We start from the raw sequence: 18,710 nt of genomic DNA on the forward strand, positions 1-18,710 counted from the left end.
TATTTTGAATTTAACCACTGTATTTTTTAACTACTTTTGTTTGAACGTTTCCTTTTGTTATCTTGTTAAGATGGGCATAGAATTCTGACTCTATACCGCTGGGAATTTCAATCAATACTATTAATGAACCATCTGGGAGCCATTCCTCTTGTTTAACTGCTCCAAATTGATAGAGTGTTGGATATGCCTTAGATGCAAATTCAGGAGGAACTTTAACCGCAATGTCTCTTTTTTCAAATCTAATGGGTAATACTCTTTTAAGTTTTTTAACGATTTCCGGAACTTGCTCTTCTGCACTTTTATATATATCAATATTTATTTTTAACTCATCCATTGCTTTTTCTATCCTATTGGGAGGATGAGGGGTGTCTGTTTGAGGGTTTATAGTGTTTCTACTAATTATATTTATAATTTGTCTTTTTTTCTGCTCTTTTATTTCTTCCCTCTGTTTAGCAGTTAATTGAACTTGACCTTTTAAGATTATCTTCTTTGCAATCTCTTTAATATCTGTGGTTCCGAAGACCTTAGACAAAACTTCTTCCGGAACCTTTTCTCCCTTACTTGCATCTTTAAACACAACTTCAATCGCCAAAAGTTCATCAAAGTCAACATTTTGCCCTTCTTTAAGCTTAGCAGCCAAGTAGGGATCAACTAAAATCTCAAATCTCTCTCCGTGAGATGTGTATCTTGCAATAACTGCCTCTTCTAAGGACACCATAATATCCCTCCCCAAATTATATAAATGTTTCGGAGGTTTCGCTTAACTTGAATTAATCGTATTTCAAATGAGTTTAAACTTTGGAAGTTTACTTTTTATACTCTTATCTATATCTAACACTTTTTTATGATATAATTGAAATATATTCTAGATTAATACATTATTAATACATTTAATCAAATAATAATCAAATATAAATAAAAAAGTTGTAGTTCCAATATAGATGGTAAAAAAACTCATAGAGAAATAATTGTTATATGTAGTTTTCTGTTTTTTGATTATTCTTCTTTTTCTTTTTTCTGTTCTTCTTCATCATCTGTTTTCTGTTTTAATTTGCTTTTAACGTCTTCGATAAGCTTTTTAACTTCTTCTGGATCTACCCTCTTAAATTGAGCATCTTTTACTGTAATTACACAAACATCAACATTCTCAGGATTTATATCTTCATTTGCTTTTGCTAATGACTTTATAGCTAACTCTAATCCCTTATCTAAAGATATATCGTCATGATACTCTTTTTCAAGTAGTTCCATCACTACTGGTCTTCCGCTACCTATTGCAGTTGCTCTATACTCTATCAAAGCACCACTTGGATCTGTCTCAAATAATCTCGCTTCATTTCGATCTATTCCTGCAATTAGCAGTGAGACACCAAAAGGCCTTACACCTCCATGTTGTGTATATGCCTGTTTAATATCACAGATCTTTTTTGCTAACATCTCAATTGATATTTCCTCTCCATAAGTTAATCTGTAAATTTGTGCCTCTAATCTTGCCCTATCTATTAAAACTCTCGCATCAGCTACTAATCCAGATGTAGCAGCAGCAACATGCTCATCTATTTGAAATATCTTTTCAATTGACCTGATCTTTACTAATTTGCTTGTTATTCTTCTATCAACTGCTAAAACAACTCCATCTTTACATGTGATCCCTACGGCTGTTGTTCCTCTTCTCACTGCTTCCCTTGCATATTCTACTTGATATAATCTCCCTTCTGGGCTAAATACTGTAATTGCCCTATCATAAGCACTTGGAGGGACTACTTGCATACTGTATCACCACTTTAAAGTATAGATTATCATTTTTTAATTTTTTATTTACTTCTGTTGTGTTATTAACCATAATCTCTCAGTTTATATAACAATTTATAAATTTATAAAATTCAAATTTAAAACGTTTTTAATTTTTTATGTTGCTAACTATTTGTATTGTAAGGTAAAGATATTAGTGGATATTAATGAAAGATATTAAGCGTGATTATTTTTATATTTTATTTTTTTATTTTTTATTACACTCCTATTTTATAGTTCATTTTATACAATTTATTGTAATTTATTATAAACTGTATAAATTGTTATTTTTATTCCTTTTTATTCTTTTTTGTTTTTTGTTTAAAATATTGATTGTGTTTAGTATTGCCACAACCATAAATTATTTATATGAGTTTTCTAAAAGTATGTAGTGGTGATGAAGATGAAGAAAGTTAACATATCTGAAGAGGCGAAAAAGTTTATACTCGAGAAATTAAAAAAAGCAGGTAGGGATGAAGTTGTTATATACTTTGAAGGATTTGCATGAGGAGGTCCAAAGTTTGGAATTGCAATCGCCCACCCCAGTGAAAAAGATAAATTAATCTATGATGGAGAATTTAAACTCTATATTGACCCTATTGCAGATCAGTGGCTTGATGAAGTTGATATATCTTTAAAAAGATCAATTTTTGGGAAGTATGTAAAGATAAGAGGAAGTAGCAGTTGCTAAAAACATCAAATAGAAAAGATCTATAACAAATACTCCAATATCTCTTTTGGATGCTTTAACACAACAACATCTTCTAATTCCATCAACCTTTTTGTATTTTCTGCATCTACTTTTCTAACTCTCATTTTAATCTCTTTTCCCTCAATTATTGCACCATTCGGACATACTCTTTTACATCTTCCACAACCTAAACATTTAGACAAAACTATTTCTGGAAATCTTTTCCTTACAATGATCGCACCATTCGGACATGCTTCAACGCATTTTAAACAACAATTACACTTTTTCCTATCAATAGAATAGGGAAGTTTGGTAATAACAACTCCCGCCTCATAATCAACAGGAACAATTAAAGATCTAACAAATCCCTTCCCTGCCTGAGCTATTGCATTAGTTATTAGCGTATCTGCTATTCCCCTAACAACTTTTGCGACTGTATTTCCAGTAGTTGGAGAACTTATTAGATAATCATACTTTCCTAAGCTTAAACGGCCAGTTATTGGTGAAGAAGAGGGATGTTCTCTTTCTAAAATTATTTCTTCATAATACCCTCCTCCTGAAATATAGTTTAACTCTCCAAATAGTCCATACATTTTAATAACTTCCTCTCCTGCTTTAGAGATTAAAGTAGTAATCTTTACATCCTTTGATTCTTTTAACTCCCTCATAACTTGGAAACTCTCTCTCAACAAATGACCTGCCCCAGTAATACACCAAACTATCTTCATATTTATCTCCTTTCATTCAAATTCCAGCTTTTTTAATCTTTCAGCAATATATTCAACTGTTTCTTTTAAATTTTTTTTGTTGTTAAAGTCCTCAACGATTTTTAAGAGATCTTCTCTATTTTTTCTCTTAAATTCCCTAACATATTTGATCAACAGAGGCAAAGCCCTTGTTAACTCATCAACTATTGTTATAGTAGATTTTTTTGAAGTCCTCGATAATGGGTTTAGATCTATTGCAATAACCTTTTTTCCCATGTTTACTAATGCTTCAGCTCTGTCTCCATCTTCTAATGGAACTAAAACCACATCTGCAGAAAAAATACCTTCTTTTGAGACCTTTCCTCTCAAACTATCTAAATTAGGAATCTGCTCGGTAGCATCATCTATTCCCAAAATTGTTATCTTTCCCTCCTTTATATCGTTCCCAAACTTCTCTTCAAAAACGTTTTTTATTGCTAATTCTCTCTCCTTAGTCCTATAAAATAAATTAACCTCTATTTTTCCATTTAATTCCTTCGCAAGTTCAACAGTATCTTCAATTGCTAATGCAACAGTATTTCCATTAACACTTATCACTGGATTTTTAGATAATATAAGCGTTGCAGCAGCCGCCTCTATCGCTTTCAGTGCGGGAGGTATTGTTCTCTCACCAATTAAATAGTCAAACATTTCTCCTCTCCCGTGAGCAATTAATCCTGCTTTTGCTAAAATTCCCTTATCTAATGCCTCAATAATTTTCTCTCTCTTCATCAACGATTCATATCTTGGATGTGTTTTTGGAACTTGCATATTATCACCAAACCCTTTTAGAAAATAAGTTGATAATAATTTTTATTGACATCTCCAATCAAGATAAAGCCCTACACCAAATTTTTTATATAATAATTTTATTAAAAATTTAAAAAGATTTTACATTATTAAAGGTGATAGAATGAAACTACACGAATATGAGGCAAAAAACATATTTAAAAAGTATGGTATCCCGGTGCCTGAAAGCTTTTTAATATCTAAGGAAGATGATTTAAACAGTATAAATATTGATAAAGAAGTTGTTTTAAAAGCTCAGGTTTTAGTTGGAGGAAGAGGAAAAGCAGGAGGGATTTTATTTGCATCAAACAAGGGAGAGTTTATAAAGAAGGCGGAAGAACTATTCAATAAAGAAGTTAAAGGAGAAAAAGTTGAAAAAATCTTAGTTGAAGAAAAATTGCCAATAGAAAAAGAATATTATGTTTCAATCATTATAGACAGAGATGCTAAAAAGCCAGTAATTATTTTCTCAACTGAAGGGGGAGTAGATATTGAAGAAGTCGCTGAAAAGAATCCAGAGAAGATTATAAAATACTACATAGATATTAAAAAGCCATTTCTTCCATATATAACAAGATGGATAGTTAAAGATGCAAAACTGCCAAGTAATGAGATTGGAAAAGTCGCTGATGTTATTTATAAATTATACAAAATCTTTAAAGAGTTGGATGCCACAATGGTTGAAATCAACCCATTAGTTATAACGAAAAATGGAGATGTCTATGCCGCTGATGCCGTTCTTCACTTAGATGATGATGCATCATTTAAACATAATTATGAGGGTTTTGAAGAATATAAAAATAAAGAAAAATTGCCATTTGCCTACGTTGAGTTGGAGGGAGATGTGGCAGTTATAGGTAATGGGGCTGGCTTAACATTGGCAAGTATGGATATTATAAATAACCTCGGCAGAAAACCAGCTTGCTTCTTAGATATTGGAGGAGGAGCTGAGGCAGAAACAGTAAAATTAGCTTTGAAAAAAGTTTTAGAAAATAAAAATGTTAAGGGAATATTTATCAATATTTTAGGAGGAATAACAAGGTGTGATGAAGTTGCCAAAGGAATTGTTGATGTCTTAAAGGAGCATCCAAATATAAAGTTTGCTGTTAGAATGATGGGAACTAACGAAGAGATCGGAAGGAAAATTTTGGAGGAGCATGGCATCCCTTACGAAACATCAATGGAAGAAGCAGGAAGAAAATTGATTGAAAACCTATAAAATTTTTATTTTAAAATTTGATTTATTCTATTTATGATGATTATATTCCATAATTTTTTTAATTTTATTTTTATTTGTTTAATAAGGTGGCTTTTATGAACATCCCAATGATGGATTTAATAATGATCGTTATAACCATAATTATAACAATTGGTAGTTTTTTATTCATGACCTATTTGATTTTTAAATATTTAAAAATAAAGAAACAAGTTGAGGTAATAAGAGAGGTTAGTATAAATCTACCTAAGACGTTAAAGAGCAATATGATTAAAAATTCTTTTTTGATTATTTTGTTGTTAGGTTTTTACTTTGGGAATACTGTATATTGTAGGAGAACTTATAATATCTCAAATATTATATATTGCAATATGTTGGGTCGTAATATTTCTATACATTATTATAATGAGAGAAACTAAAGGATTTATTTGTGAAGAGGGGTTATTAATAAGTGGAGTTCCTTATTCATGGAAGAAGTTTAAAGATGTTAAAGTAGAAGACAACTATATATAATTTTATCAACTCCAATTAATAAAGTAGTTATTAAAAAAAAAGACGTTGAAACCATCTTAAAGAATTACTTAAAAAGAAATTAAAAATTTTGGTGGAAAAATGATTTTAGTTACTGGAGGGGCTGGTTTTATTGGTAGTCATATAGTAGATAAACTAATTGAAAACAACTACGATGTAATTATCTTAGATAATTTAACAACAGGAAATAAAAATAATATAAATCCAAAAGCAGAGTTTGTAAATGCAGATATTAGAAATAAGGATTTGGATGAAAAAATTAATTTTAAAGATGTTGAAGTTGTTATACATCAAGCAGCTCAAATAAACGTTAGAAATTCCGTTGAAAATCCAGTATATGATGCTGACGTCAATATTTTAGGAACTATAAATATCTTAGAAATGATGAGAAAGTATGACATAAATAAGATAATATTTGCCTCGTCTGGTGGAGCAGTTTATGGAGAACCAAATTATTTACCAGTTGATGAAAATCATCCAATAAATCCACTATCTCCTTATGGGCTAAGTAAATATGTGGGAGAAGAGTATATTCAACTCTACAATCGTTTATATGGAACTGAGTATGCAATTTTAAGATACTCAAATGTTTACGGAGAGAGACAAGATCCAAGAGGAGAGGCAGGAGTTATAAGCATATTTATTGATAAAATGTTAAAAAACCAAAGGCCAATTATTTTTGGAGACGGGAATCAAACAAGGGACTTCGTCTATGTTGGAGATGTAGCAAAAGCTAATTTAATGGCTTTAAATTGGAAAAATGAAGTTGTTAATATTGGAACTGGCAAAGAAACATCAGTTAATGAACTATACAAAGTGATTGCAAATGAATTAAACTACAACAATAAACCAATATATGATAAACCCAGAGAAGGAGAGGTATATCGAATATTCTTGGATGTGAAAAAAGCACAAAATCTCGGTTGGGTTCCAGATGTGGACTTAAAAGAAGGTATAAAAAAAGTGATCAATTGGATGAGAAATGCTCTAAAATGAAAAATATAAATAGTGGCGTGTGATGTTAATTATTTATGCCTTACATCAAAAATACATACAACAAACTTCATTAAATAACAACAATAAATCAACGAAGAGATAGGTTGGGAACATGGACAATGTTGTATTAGTTGGAAGAAAACCAGTAATGAACTATGTTGTAGCAGTTCTAACTCAGCTAACCAATAACGACGAAGTGATAATAAAAGCAAGAGGTAGAGCGATAAATAAAGCAGTTGATGTTGCAGAGATGATAAGAAACAGATTTATAAAAGATATAAAGATTAAAAAAATAGAAATAGGGACTGACAAAGTAAAAAATCCTGATGGAAGAGACGTAAATGTCTCAACAATAGAGATCGTTCTTGCCAAATAAAAATTAAATTTTCACTTAAAAACAGTAATAAAATAAAAAACAGTTTTTAAGAGTTTGTATTTTCTACATTTTCTTTTATCTTTTTTGAATATCTTTATTAAATTAAAATCCAATTTTAAAAGGTGTTAATATGCTAAACTCAGTTAAAATTAGTGCGATAGCACACGCTACCGAAGATGAAGAAAAAGTATTAGAGGCAATAGAATATTTTATTCCAGAAGAGATAGATGAAGAAAAAATAGATTTAGAAGTCATAGAAACGCAAGGATATTTTGGAAACCCAATAAAAATAATAACTGCAAGTGTCGAAGGTAAAGAAGCTAAGAAAGTTTTTAAACATATTTTTGATTTAATAAAAGCCGATGAAAAAAATGTCAACAAGTTGAAAAAAGATTTAAAGTTAAGAATAGAAGATAATAAATTCTACGTTAGATTTGATAAACAGAAAGCATACTTGGGCAGTTGCAAAGTGATGGACGGAGATGACGTGGTAAGGGTTGTATTTAACTTTAAAATATTCTCACCAAAAAATAAAGAGGAAAAAGTTAGAGAAATTATAGAAAAAGAGTTAGAAAGCGAAAAGTGATTATTATGCACGAATTATCATACGCCACTGCAATGCTTGAAGCAATATTAAACAGTGTTAAAAAAGAGGAAGAGAAAGGCAAAAAAATAAAAAAAGTTAGTGAAATTAACTTAGAAATTGGAGAATTAACATTTATCAACGTCGAACAGTTAAAATTCGCATTCGAAGTTATTGCTGAAGGAACTGTTTGCGAAGGAGCTAAAATCAACGTTAAATTAATTAAACCAATGTGCAAGTGCTTGGACTGTGGATATGAGGGAGAAGCAGAAACGTTAGATGAGTTTGATGTTCACTGTCCAAAGTGCAAAGGTCTGAGATTAAAACTCTCTGGAGGGAAAGAGTTTAACATAAAAAATGCTACTGTTGAATATGAAGGTGAATAAAAATGAAATTTTTTGATAGGGATAAAGAAATTAAAGAAATATTAAGCATATTAGAATTAGAACCAAATAGAATCAATTTTATTTATGGACCTATAAACTGTGGAAAAACCACACTAATAAAACATATAGTTGAAAACGAACTAAACAAAGATGAATACGTGGTTTTTTATATTAATCTCAGAGAGCATTTTATATCAAGATATGATGATTTTATAAAGGTCTTATTCGATATTAAAGAAGAAAGCAAACTAAAAACCTTCCTAAGTGCATTTTTAAAAGATATTCCAAATAATTTATATGGCATTCCAATCCCAAAGAACATTTTAAATGAATATCTTAAAGGAGAAGATACAAAAGATATATTTGCATATATCTCTAATTTTCTTGAAGAAATTAATAAAAAAAAGAAAAAGCCAGTTTTAATAATAGATGAACTCCAAAAAATTGGAGATTTAAAAATTAACGGCTATCTTATATATGAACTTTTTAATTTTTTCGTAGATTTAACCAAAGAGAAACATTTATGCCATGTATTATGTTTAAGTTCAGATAGCTTGTTTATAGAAAAGATTTATAATGAGGCAATGCTTGAAGGAAGATGCAGATATATATTAGTTGATGATTTTGATAAAGAGACAGCTTTAAAGTTTATGGATTTTTTAGCTGAAGATATTCTAGGAAGGAAACTTTCTAATGAAGATAAAGAACTTATCTATAGCTATGTGGGAGGGAAAATAGTTGATATTATTTTAGTAATTGAAGAATTAAGAATAAAAGAATTAAAAACAATCTTAGAGGAGCTATTAACAGAAAAAACCAACAAAATTATGTATTTACTTTATGATATTAAAGAGGAAGATGAAAACTTTTATAATAAAATCATGAATGCATTAAAATTATTTAAAAATAGTTATGAGGTAGCATATGGCCAAATTTCAAAAAGAATCGTAGAATTTTTAGTTAAAAAGAATATATTATTTTTAAATCCACAAAAAGGAACTTTAAAACCACAAAGTTATCTAATATGGAATGCAATAAAAAGATTATTGAAATAAATTGGAGCATTTCATTGATCTCTTCATTCTTTTGTCTTTAATTTCTTTCTGTATTTTGGATGATACTTCTCAATTAATTCCCTATCAACTCTCTTCAACTCTTCTTCTGGTAATATAGCTAACAACTCCCACAACAAGTCGAGGGTTTCTTCAATACTTCTATCCTCATCTTTACCTTGTCTAACAAACTTATCTTCAAACTCATCTGCAAACTTCAAATAAGCCCTATCCCTATCTGTCAATGCCTCTTCCCCAACGACAGCAACTAGGTCCCTTAAACTTCTACCCTCTGCATATGCAGCATAGGCCTGGTTAATTACTTTCTTGTGATCTTCTCTTGTTTTTCCTGGACCTTGTCCATTTCCAGCTAATCTTGATAATGATGGTAAAACATCGACAGGAGGATAAATCCCCTTTCTATGCAACTCTCTTGATAAAACGATCTGTCCCTCTGTAATATAACCAGTTAAATCAGGGATTGGGTGTGTAATATCATCATCTGGCATTGTTAAGATTGGAATCTGAGTTATTGTTCCTATCCTTCCCTTAACTCTTCCTGCCCTCTCATAGATTGTAGCCAAGTCAGTATACATATAACCAGGATAACCCCTTCTTCCCGGAACCTCGTTTCTTGCTGCTGAGATTTCTCTTAACGCCTCACAGTAGTTTGTCATATCTGTTAAGATAACAAGAACGTGCATATCCTTCTCATAAGCTAAGTATTCAGCAACAGTTAAAGCAAGTCGTGGAGTTAATATCCTTTCAATTGCTGGGTCATCTGCCAAGTTAATAAAGACAACTGCTCTCTCCAAAGCTCCTGTTTTTCTAAACTCTTCCATAAAGAAGTTTGCCTCTTCTGATGTAATACCCATTGCTGCAAAGACAACAGCGAATTTCTCTCCTTCTCCTCTAACCTTTGCTTGTCTTGCAATTTGAGCTGCTAACTGATTGTGTGGCAAACCAGAACCTGAGAAGATCGGCAGTTTCTGCCCCCTAACCAATGTGTTCATCCCGTCAATTGTTGAAATACCTGTTTGGATAAAATCACTTGGAACCTTTCTTGAAACAGGGTTTAATGGATAACCGTTAATATCTAACTCCTTCTCAGGAACTATCTCTGGCCCTCCATCAATTGGTTTTCCTGCTCCGTTAAATATTCTTCCCAACATTTCCATTGAGACGCCAATTTTAGCAGTTCTTCCTGTAAATCTAACTCTTGTTTGGTTTGTGCTTAATCCTGTTGTTCCCTCAAATACCTGAACGACTGCTAAACCCTCTCTTGCCTCTAAAACTTGTCCCATTCTCTTTTCTCCATCTGGGCAGATAACTTCAACGATCTCTCCATAAGCTGCTCCTTCAACTCCCTCAACGATTAATAAAGGTCCTGCGATACTCTTTACTGATGAATATTCAATTGCTGATGTAGCCATTGCCATTATGATCACCTCTTCAACTATATGTGATGTTAAAAATGAGATTTTTTAATTTTTTATGTTTTTTAAAAGTAAAAAGTTAAACAGAGGAGTTTAGTTTAATGATCCAAGCTCATTTTTAATCTTCTCCATTATTTCTTTTGATTTAACATTTATAAACTCATCGTGTGGAATGTATTTCATCCTTGCAATATCTTGCTTAACTGAGACCTTTAAAATCTTAGCTGGCTCAACTCCTCTTTCAACTGCTTTCAATGCCTCTTGATAGAAGGTCATAATTATCTTTAACATTAAATATTGCTTCATTGGTGGACAGTAAGTATCTACTTCATCAAACGCATCTTGCTGTAAGAAATCCTCCCTTAACATTCTTGCAACTTCTAAGATAACTCTTTCCCTATCTGGCAGTGCATCAGGTCCAACTAACTGAACGATCTCTTGTAATTCTGCCTCTTTCTGTAATAGACCCATTGCCTCATCTCTTAACTGTCTCCAATCTGGTCCAGTGTTTGTTAGCCACCAATCTGTAACATCATCAATATATAGCGAATAACTCTGCAACCAGTTGATAGCTGGGAAGTGTCTTCTTCTTGCTAAGTTTGCATCCAACGCCCAGAAGACCTTAACTATCCTTAGAGTGTTTGATGTAACTGGTTCTGAGAAGTCCCCACCAGGTGGTGAAACAGCTCCAACGATACAAACGAATCCTTGTCTGTTATCTTTTCCTAAGGTTATAACTCTTCCAGCTCTTTCATAGAACTGAGCCAATCTTGAAGCTAAGTAGGCAGGATAACCTTCTTCCCCTGGCATCTCCTCTAATCTACCTGAAATTTCTCTCATTGCCTCTGCCCATCTTGATGTTGAGTCAGCTGTTAACAAAACCCCATAACCCATATCTCTGAAGTATTCTGCAATTGTAATTCCTGTATAGACAGACGCTTCTCTCGCAGCGACAGGCATGTTTGACGTGTTTGCAATTAAAACTGTTCTATCCATTAATTTGTTTCCAGTTCTAATATCTTCCAAGTGTGGGAACTCTTCAATAACCTCTGTCATCTCGTTTCCTCTTTCTCCGCATCCAATATAAACGACAACATCAGCGTCAGACCACTTTGCCAACTGATGCTGAGTAACTGTTTTTCCTGAACCGAAAGGTCCTGGAATTGCTGCTGTTCCTCCTTTTGCTAATGTGAAGAATGTATCTTCAACTCTTTGCCCAGTGATTAATGGAATTTTTGGAGGTAGTTTTTCTTTGTATGGTCTTGGTTTTCTTACTGGCCATTTTTGCATCATAATAATATCTTTCCTTTCTCCATTTTCCATTTCAACAACTGCAACTGTCTCTTCAACTGTAAATTTCCCTTCTTTTATCTCAACGATTTTTCCTTTAACACCAATTGGAACTAAGATCTTGTGAACGATTGACGGGGTTTCTTCAACAGTTCCTATTATATCTCCTTCTTCAACAACGTCCCCTTCGCTTACTGTTGGTTTAAATTCCCATTTTACGTCTCTTGGTAGGGAAGGAACATCGACTCCTCTTGGTATAAAGATAGAGCCAGTTTTTTCTTCAATTGCTGTTAAAGGCCTCTGAATACCATCATACATTGCCCTTAACATTCCAGGCCCCAACTCAACTGATAACGGAGCTCCGGTTCCAACGACTGGCTCTCCTGGCTTAATTCCTGATGTCTCTTCATAAACCTGAATAACTGCTTTATCATCGTGCAACTGAATGATCTCTCCTGTTAATTTTTCTTCTCCTACTTTAACAACTTCATACATTTGAGCTCCTTTCATACCTTCTGCAACTACAACAGGTCCTGCAATCTTGATAATCTTACCAACAACTGGCATGTTCTCAACCTCTCTCCTTTAATTTTTGATATATCTTTGATATACTTTTGTTTGGTTTTTGTGAGTTAATTTAATAATTTTTTAACAGGTTTATTTCATCGTGACACCGATTGCTTTTCTTATTAACTCTTTTACTGGATCGATTCTTTCGAGTTTACCTTTCTTGTCTGGGATTTCAACTAAAACTTTATTTATGTTTTTTAGATTATCTTTTATACTTTCAGCTATTCTTTCAGTTATAATAATAAAGGCAATATTTTCGTTATTTGCAAGCTCATTAACCGCTTTTACTGCCTCCTCCTCATTTTTAACTTCATAAACGTCAGTTAATCCAGCTAATCTAAAACCAATTGCTGTTTCTCTATCTCCTATCACGCCAATTTTCATTTTATCTCACCTATGATGATATAAGCAGAGATCTTATGTCTTCTGGTTTTAAATTTTCTATTTTTCCTTTAATAATTGCTTTAAGGTTTTTAACTTCAAGTTCTTTGCTAACAATTAATCCGATTATTGGTCCAACGCCAAAGGGCTTTCTTGTTGATAATTTTTTACCCTTCTCTAATACATACTTATCCAACGCTTTCTCAAATGCATATATTGATTTTGTTCTCTCGAACTCCTCCATTGCCTCGGTTAAGATCTCTGCATAACTTGTCCCTTCTAATCCACTTAAAACTCCTTCAATTCCTCCTGCACTAATCAAATCCTTTAATTTCCATTCGGCTAACTCATAACCTTCCAAAGTAATATATTTACCAAGTTCCTCTGCTGATAAACCGTCTGCTTTACCTTTTAATATAACTTTTAAATTTTCAATATCAATTATTGTCCCTACGAATTCTCTAAACAGGTCTTCTTCTTTACCCTCAGTCATAATTGTTTTTCTTAAACTTTCTAAGTAGTATTTATCCAAAGCCAATTCAAAAACTAAAAGATCGGAAGTTTGATCATAGTTCGAGAGTTCATCTTGCAGTATTTTAAAGTATTCTGTCCCATCTAAACCTCTAATAACTTCTTCCACGGTTTTAACTTCTGAAAGTTCTTTTAGTTTGTCTGGAGGAATGTTTCCCAAAGGAATGAGAAGTTTGTAGGTTTCTTCAGCATCTAACCCTACAAACTTTGCCCTTATTAATGTTTTAATATTTTTTATATCAAATTTTTTTGTAAAGACCTTTAATACCTTTTTTGCCCCGTCAGGAGATATTCTATATATTAACGCATATAGATCTGCTAAATACATATCTAACGCTTTTTCGACGGCAATTGGATCTCTTAATTCATTCATTACCTCTGCAACATACTGTCCATAGTCGGTATCTTCCAACAATCCAACTAATTCTTCTAAGCTCCCTGACTCTATTAATTCATTTAATTTTGCATCATCTAAGAGTTTCGCCTCTTTACTTCTTATTCTTGCGTTAACATAAGCATATGGAGCTAAATCCATGACCATCTTTGTAATCCAGACGATCACAATGAGAACAATGATTATAGTTGCTATAACAATAAGCAGTGTAAATGGATTATCAAAATATGTCATCATGGCAGAGTATAGTTTGTCTATGTTTAACAGTGTTTCTACGTCTATCGCCATTAGGCATCACCTAAATGATCTTCCTTATTCTTCTCTTTTATTCTTTGGGCTCTTTTCCTGTAAAAAATGGGTTTTCTGTCATCAAATAATTAGAAGAGTTTCTCAGTGATTTTTGCTCTTATCACATTTAAGTTTCTGTTGAATATTGCTTCCAAACTGTTATCTAATGATTTCAACCCATCTGCGGTTTCTATAATACATCCTCCTATAATATCCACTGGTTCTCCCTTTTTAAGCACTGTTACCTTTTTAGTTTGTGCTTCAACTTCTTTTTCTAAGTTCCAGAGTATTGAATCGTCAATAAGCTCTAAGTCCCTTTTATTTAACCTAACTACTAACTCTCCTCCTCCTAAGGAAATTGCCCCTTCTTTTATTAGTTTGATAAGTTTATCTTTATAGTCGGGCTGTTCAGGTAGTTTTATAAGTTCTTCTTTTAATTTATTTATTGCCATTTCGATGATTTCTTCCTTAGCTTTTAAGAGTTTCTTTTTTGCTTCCAATTTTGCTTCTGATATGATTCTACTCTTTGTAAGTTCTGCTTCTTTTTCTCCTTTTTTCAGTATCTCTGCTTTTCTTTTTTCTGCCTCTTCTTTCGCTTTCTCTAATATCTTAGCTTTCTCTTCCTCTGCTTCCGATATTATTTTGCTTGCCTCTGTTTTAGCATCTTCTAATATTTTTGATTTTATCTTATCAACACCCATCAGTTTCACCTATTAAATCTCCAATTAAATTAAAAAGTTAAAGGGGAAATACACATCCCTCAAATTGCTTGCCAATATCTTACTTTTTCTATTTTTATTTTATCATAAGCATGATCAATATTGCAATTAGCAAACCAAAGATAGCGAATGTCTCTGGCATAACTGCCAAGACAAGACCTTTACCCATAGCGTCTGGATCTCTTGCTGTGGCTCCAATAGCTCCTGCTGCTGTAATACCTTGCCCAATACCAGAGAGACCAGCGAAACCAACTGCAAACCCTGCCCCTAAAGCGGCAACGGTCTCAGCTCCTGCGTTTCCTTTAAAGACACCAACTAATAGCAAGATAGCAATTAACAAACCATAGATTGCCTGTGTCTCTGGAAGAACAGAGAAGACCATCGCCTTACCGAATATACTGTTATCCTCAGCAACAGCTCCTAAACCAGCTGAAGCAGCTATTCCCTGACCAATAGCTGATAAACCTGCCAAACCTGCCGCTAAACCTGCTGCGAACATTGCCCAAGGTGAAACTGTTTTAAAGACGAAGAGGATTAGGATAGCAACTAAAAAACCATACAAACCTTGGGTTTGAGGCAGTGCTTGGAAGACAATTGCAGTCCCGAATTTGTTTGGATCTTCTGCAACTACTCCAGCACCACTTGCTCCTGTAATTCCTGCTCCAATTCCAGAACCTAAACCTGCAATACCTACTGCTAAACCTGCTCCAATTGCTCCGATTATCAAAGGATCTACCATATCTAACCACCTCAATTTTTCTAAGTTTATTAGTTTTACTTTGCATATTTCTTTTTATACTTTATTGTTTTTAGTTGAGTGAGTTAAAGGGTATTTAAAAGGTTATTATGTTGAGTTAAGCGGTTGTGGTGTATTCTCTATTTGCTTTAAATGGATTAAATCTTCTACCTCCTCCTTCATAAAATTGGCTGAAGAATTCAACGTAGTGCAATCTTAAGGAGTGAATAAATGCTCCCAATCCATTCATCACAAAGTTGAACATGTGTCCTACAATCAATATCAGGATAGCGATTATGATTCCAACTATTGGAACAGATTCATTGACAAGTTTTGCCATTATGTTTACAGCCATTGCCAAACCACCAGTTGCTAAACATAGAGCCAGCAATCTTGCATAGGATAAAACGTTTCCTAAGAATCCGGTTATGTCCATTGCTCCAAGTATTGACTCCATTATTCCTCCGCTTTTATAACCTTTATACATTGAAGCTAAGATCGCTAATAATACAAAGATTCCAATTATCCCTCCTGCTACCAATGAACTTGCTCCTGCAAACATCAACCCAATTCCTATAAATATTGAAAGAATTAGAAGAATCCATATCCCTTGATTGATAAATGCATCTCCAACATTTCCTCTACTGATATTCTCCTTAAATCCAACACATAATCCAACCAATAAGTGAACCAATCCTATGAATATGGAAAATACAAGTATTGCCATTGGCCCGTTAGTTACGCTTATTCCTCCGAGAGAGAATAGGGCATGTTTACTGTTTATGTAGAAGCTTTCTCCAAGTGGGTTAACAAGTGCGAAAGGTGTTTGTGTTATATCAAATCCAAAGAATTCATAAGTAAAGTCCCCTAAATATCCGCCTGTTATTATACCCATTATTATTGTTGCAATTCCTGCTAATGTCAAGATATAACCGAGTTTGCTTGCCCCTTCGTTAACTTTTCCAATTTTTTTCCAGATGAATAACCCGATTAAGGTTAAGAATAATCCATAAACTGCATCAGTTAGCATAATTCCATAGAATAGCAGGAAGCCAGGGACTAATAACAATGTTGGATCAACTTCGTTGTATTTTGGTAATGCATACATCTCTGTGAGCATCTCAAATGGTTTAACTGGTTTTGGATTGTCTAACAATACAGGTATCTTCTCTTCTGGCTCGTCTGGTTCACTTATCTCAACGAATGCAAAGCCCTCAGCTGAATTTTCAATGATATTTTTTGCTTTTTCTGCATCTCTTGCTGGAACGTATGCTTCTAAGTAGTATGTCCTTTTTGTTTTACCAAATTGTGAATAAGCATCTCCTCTCGCTTTTTCTATTGATAACAATTCATAGACAGCTAATAACTCTTTCTCCCATTTTTCAGCTAATGATTTTAATTTTTCTATTAAACTATTTCTCTCTGCGTCGATAGATTTTAATTCACTTTCGATTTTTGATAATGCCTCTGTTGGAGTTCCTTCTACTCCACTTATATCGTATTTTTCAAATTCAAATTTTCTAAGTTCAGATAAAACATCTTCGAGTTTTTCTTTTAAGGTGATAAATACCAATGGGACTCTAATTTTTTTATCTTTTTCAAATTCTGAGCCGAAAAATACATCTACATATCCATCTGCAACTTTTTCAAGTTCATCTTTTAAATGTGCAGTTTTTTCTTTTGGAACGCTTCCTGTTCCTATAAATACATAAGGTCCTGCACCCAAGTATTTGAGATCAAATTCTAAGCCGTTTAGGTAGGATATTTGTTCTTTTAATTGCAATAATTTTGATTTCTTATTGTCGAGTTCTGCAAGTTTTTCAGCTGGCTCATCAACCTCTGAACTTACTTTGCTGAGAATATCTTCAACATAATTTATAACTTCTTCATAACTTTTAAACGAAACCTTCTTTTTTTCTACTGGTTTAGGATTTAAAAGATCTTTTATGCTCGTTTCTTTTTTATTAACGCTTGAAAACATATCCAAAATTCTACCTGCTTTAATCATTAGTGAGGTAACATTTCTAACATAATCAGCTGATGGTGAAGGGGATAACAGTGTTTTCCATTCTACATTTTCTAATTTTTCAGAGAGATCGCAGATCTCTACGATCCCTTCTTCGTGCAAACTTCTTACAACACTGTCAATTTTTTCATCCAATATCACCGCTTTTAACTTCTTCATCCTTACGGGTCTCACTAAAATCACCTTTTTAATTAAATTTCAAGGATCTCTGATAGTTTCAATGAGAGTATTTTAACCTTTGCAATGGACATTATTTCCTTTATCTCCTTCTCAGTTTCAGCAATTATCTTCTCTGCTTCTTTTTTTGCTTCTTCTTCTGCTTTTTTAATCATCTCCTCTACAAGTTTTTTTGCTTCTTCTTCAACCTCTAAGATCAATTTCTTTGCTTCTTCAATTGCCTCTGCTTTTATTTGTTCTGCTTTGCTCTTTGCTTCTTCAATTTCTTTAACTGCTTCCTCTTCAGCTAACTTCACTTCCTTTATTGCTTCCATAACACTAACGCTCATGATTCCACCTAACGGTTATATTGTATTATTTTAAAATAGGTTGAGTATATAAAATTTTTTATTTTAATTTTTATTTTATTAATTCTTAATTACTAATTCTTATTGGGATTTTATTTAATTTCTCATCATAACTTTTTAATCTCTAAACTTTTTAATTGTAATTGTGTAATAGTGTGTATCTTGGCAGGGATGGCTCCTATCGCCGTGCATGTCTCTAATGAAATATTTTTCTCCGTTATATCAAGATGATATACGGAGGTTTTCATAATATCTTTAGGAAGTCCATGTCGTCCAAGACCAATATAAATCCCAACAGGTTTTTTATTTAGTAGGTTGGCAACATCTTGAGGAGAGATCTTCTTTGTTTCTTCGGGTTTAGATGTTGAAGCGATTGGAACTCCAAATTGAGGTAGGAATTTATCCACTATAAAAAATCTATTTTCATCTATAAGTTGTTCTAAGTATTTTCCTGAGCTTCCAATAGTTGTTTTTATATTTAAAATATCTTCCATACTGCATGGAAAGTCCATTATAGCCATGTTGCAGTCGTATGCATAACATATCGGAGCTGCTCTTGCTATTGCCCTTTTGTGTGCTTCATGCCACCTAAGTTTATCGTATGAGTTGTATAATATAACCGTCATTCGTTTAAGTTTTTTCATGATCTACCTCGAGA

General features: G+C 32.9%; 21 protein-coding genes. 8 read left to right on the forward strand and 13 right to left on the reverse strand.

Annotation, left to right across the window (positions count from 1 at the left end):
* Positions 1-10 precede the first annotated feature (10 nt).
* Together METVU_RS07895 and psmA are read right to left on the reverse strand one after the other, a co-directional pair.
* Positions 11-718, reverse strand: a complete 708-nt coding sequence (locus METVU_RS07895; RefSeq protein WP_015733666.1) for a ribosome assembly factor SBDS — start codon at positions 716-718, stop codon at positions 11-13.
* Between the two features lie 278 nt (positions 719-996).
* A complete protein-coding gene (psmA, locus tag METVU_RS07900; protein ID WP_015733667.1) occupies positions 997-1,770 on the reverse strand; it encodes an archaeal proteasome endopeptidase complex subunit alpha in 774 nt (257 codons plus the stop codon).
* 424 nt (positions 1,771-2,194) lie between these two features.
* Here psmA and METVU_RS07905 point away from each other — a divergent pair, with 424 nt between their 5' ends.
* Positions 2,195-2,482, forward strand: a complete 288-nt coding sequence (locus METVU_RS07905; RefSeq protein WP_015733668.1) for a HesB-like protein — start codon at positions 2,195-2,197, stop codon at positions 2,480-2,482.
* A gap of 20 nt (positions 2,483-2,502) precedes the next feature.
* Here the strand turns inward: METVU_RS07905 and METVU_RS07910 are convergent, their stop codons facing one another.
* The gene (locus tag METVU_RS07910) at positions 2,503-3,210 is read right to left on the reverse strand and encodes a dihydromethanopterin reductase (acceptor) (RefSeq protein ID WP_015733669.1); all 708 of its coding nucleotides are present in this window, start codon (positions 3,208-3,210) and stop codon (positions 2,503-2,505) included.
* A 12-nt stretch (positions 3,211-3,222) separates the two neighbouring features.
* Complete coding sequence (locus METVU_RS07915) at positions 3,223-3,999, reverse strand: 4-phosphopantoate--beta-alanine ligase (RefSeq protein ID WP_015733670.1); 777 nt, start codon at positions 3,997-3,999, stop codon at positions 3,223-3,225.
* A gap of 142 nt (positions 4,000-4,141) precedes the next feature.
* Between METVU_RS07915 and sucC the strand changes: the two genes are divergently transcribed.
* From sucC to METVU_RS07950, 7 genes are all read left to right on the forward strand, one after another.
* Positions 4,142-5,236, forward strand: a complete 1,095-nt coding sequence (gene sucC / locus METVU_RS07920; protein WP_015733671.1) for an ADP-forming succinate--CoA ligase subunit beta — start codon at positions 4,142-4,144, stop codon at positions 5,234-5,236.
* A gap of 309 nt (positions 5,237-5,545) precedes the next feature.
* Positions 5,546-5,746, forward strand: coding sequence for a hypothetical protein (locus METVU_RS09155; protein ID WP_245528132.1), 201 nt, complete (start codon positions 5,546-5,548; stop codon positions 5,744-5,746).
* Between the two features lie 99 nt (positions 5,747-5,845).
* Entirely contained in the window at positions 5,846-6,760 is a 915-nt protein-coding gene (locus tag METVU_RS07930) for an SDR family oxidoreductase (RefSeq protein WP_015733674.1), read from the forward strand.
* 112 nt (positions 6,761-6,872) lie between these two features.
* Entirely contained in the window at positions 6,873-7,136 is a 264-nt protein-coding gene (albA, locus tag METVU_RS07935; protein ID WP_015733675.1) for a DNA-binding protein Alba, read from the forward strand.
* Between the two features lie 130 nt (positions 7,137-7,266).
* On the forward strand, positions 7,267-7,722 hold the full coding sequence (locus tag METVU_RS07940; protein ID WP_015733676.1) for an RNA-binding domain-containing protein: 456 nt from the start codon (positions 7,267-7,269) through the stop codon (positions 7,720-7,722).
* 5 nt (positions 7,723-7,727) lie between these two features.
* Positions 7,728-8,105, forward strand: a complete 378-nt coding sequence (gene hypA / locus METVU_RS07945) for a hydrogenase maturation nickel metallochaperone HypA (protein ID WP_015733677.1) — start codon at positions 7,728-7,730, stop codon at positions 8,103-8,105.
* 2 nt (positions 8,106-8,107) lie between these two features.
* Complete coding sequence (locus tag METVU_RS07950; protein WP_015733678.1) at positions 8,108-9,160, forward strand: ATP-binding protein; 1,053 nt, start codon at positions 8,108-8,110, stop codon at positions 9,158-9,160.
* A gap of 23 nt (positions 9,161-9,183) precedes the next feature.
* Here the strand turns inward: METVU_RS07950 and METVU_RS07955 are convergent, their stop codons facing one another.
* The 9 genes from METVU_RS07955 to METVU_RS07995 form a co-directional block, all read right to left on the reverse strand.
* The gene (locus tag METVU_RS07955) at positions 9,184-10,596 is read right to left on the reverse strand and encodes an ATP synthase subunit B (protein ID WP_015733679.1); all 1,413 of its coding nucleotides are present in this window, start codon (positions 10,594-10,596) and stop codon (positions 9,184-9,186) included.
* A 90-nt stretch (positions 10,597-10,686) separates the two neighbouring features.
* Entirely contained in the window at positions 10,687-12,450 is a 1,764-nt protein-coding gene (locus tag METVU_RS07960; protein WP_015733680.1) for an ATP synthase subunit A, read from the reverse strand.
* A 90-nt stretch (positions 12,451-12,540) separates the two neighbouring features.
* Positions 12,541-12,837: a V-type ATP synthase subunit F gene (locus tag METVU_RS07965; RefSeq protein WP_015733681.1), complete on the reverse strand. Its 297-nt coding sequence runs from the start codon at positions 12,835-12,837 to the stop codon at positions 12,541-12,543.
* Between the two features lie 10 nt (positions 12,838-12,847).
* Complete coding sequence (locus METVU_RS07970; protein WP_015733682.1) at positions 12,848-14,047, reverse strand: V-type ATP synthase subunit C; 1,200 nt, start codon at positions 14,045-14,047, stop codon at positions 12,848-12,850.
* An 89-nt stretch (positions 14,048-14,136) separates the two neighbouring features.
* Positions 14,137-14,748, reverse strand: a complete 612-nt coding sequence (locus tag METVU_RS07975; protein WP_015733683.1) for a V-type proton ATPase subunit E — start codon at positions 14,746-14,748, stop codon at positions 14,137-14,139.
* Positions 14,749-14,842: 94 nt separating this feature from the next.
* A complete protein-coding gene (locus tag METVU_RS07980) occupies positions 14,843-15,505 on the reverse strand; it encodes an ATP synthase subunit K (RefSeq protein WP_015733684.1) in 663 nt (220 codons plus the stop codon).
* A gap of 115 nt (positions 15,506-15,620) precedes the next feature.
* Positions 15,621-17,687: a V-type ATP synthase subunit I gene (locus METVU_RS07985; protein ID WP_015733685.1), complete on the reverse strand. Its 2,067-nt coding sequence runs from the start codon at positions 17,685-17,687 to the stop codon at positions 15,621-15,623.
* Positions 17,688-17,719: 32 nt separating this feature from the next.
* Positions 17,720-18,034, reverse strand: a complete 315-nt coding sequence (ahaH, locus tag METVU_RS07990; protein WP_015733686.1) for an ATP synthase archaeal subunit H — start codon at positions 18,032-18,034, stop codon at positions 17,720-17,722.
* 125 nt (positions 18,035-18,159) lie between these two features.
* Positions 18,160-18,696 carry a DUF531 domain-containing protein gene (locus METVU_RS07995; RefSeq protein ID WP_015733687.1) on the reverse strand — a complete coding sequence of 179 codons (537 nt, stop codon included), beginning with the start codon at positions 18,694-18,696 and terminating at the stop codon, positions 18,160-18,162.
* Between the last annotated feature and the right edge of the window lie 14 nt (positions 18,697-18,710).

This window comes from Methanocaldococcus vulcanius M7, assembly GCF_000024625.1.
GTDB classification, from domain to species: domain Archaea; phylum AGJL01; class Methanococci; order Methanococcales; family Methanocaldococcaceae; genus Methanocaldococcus; species Methanocaldococcus vulcanius.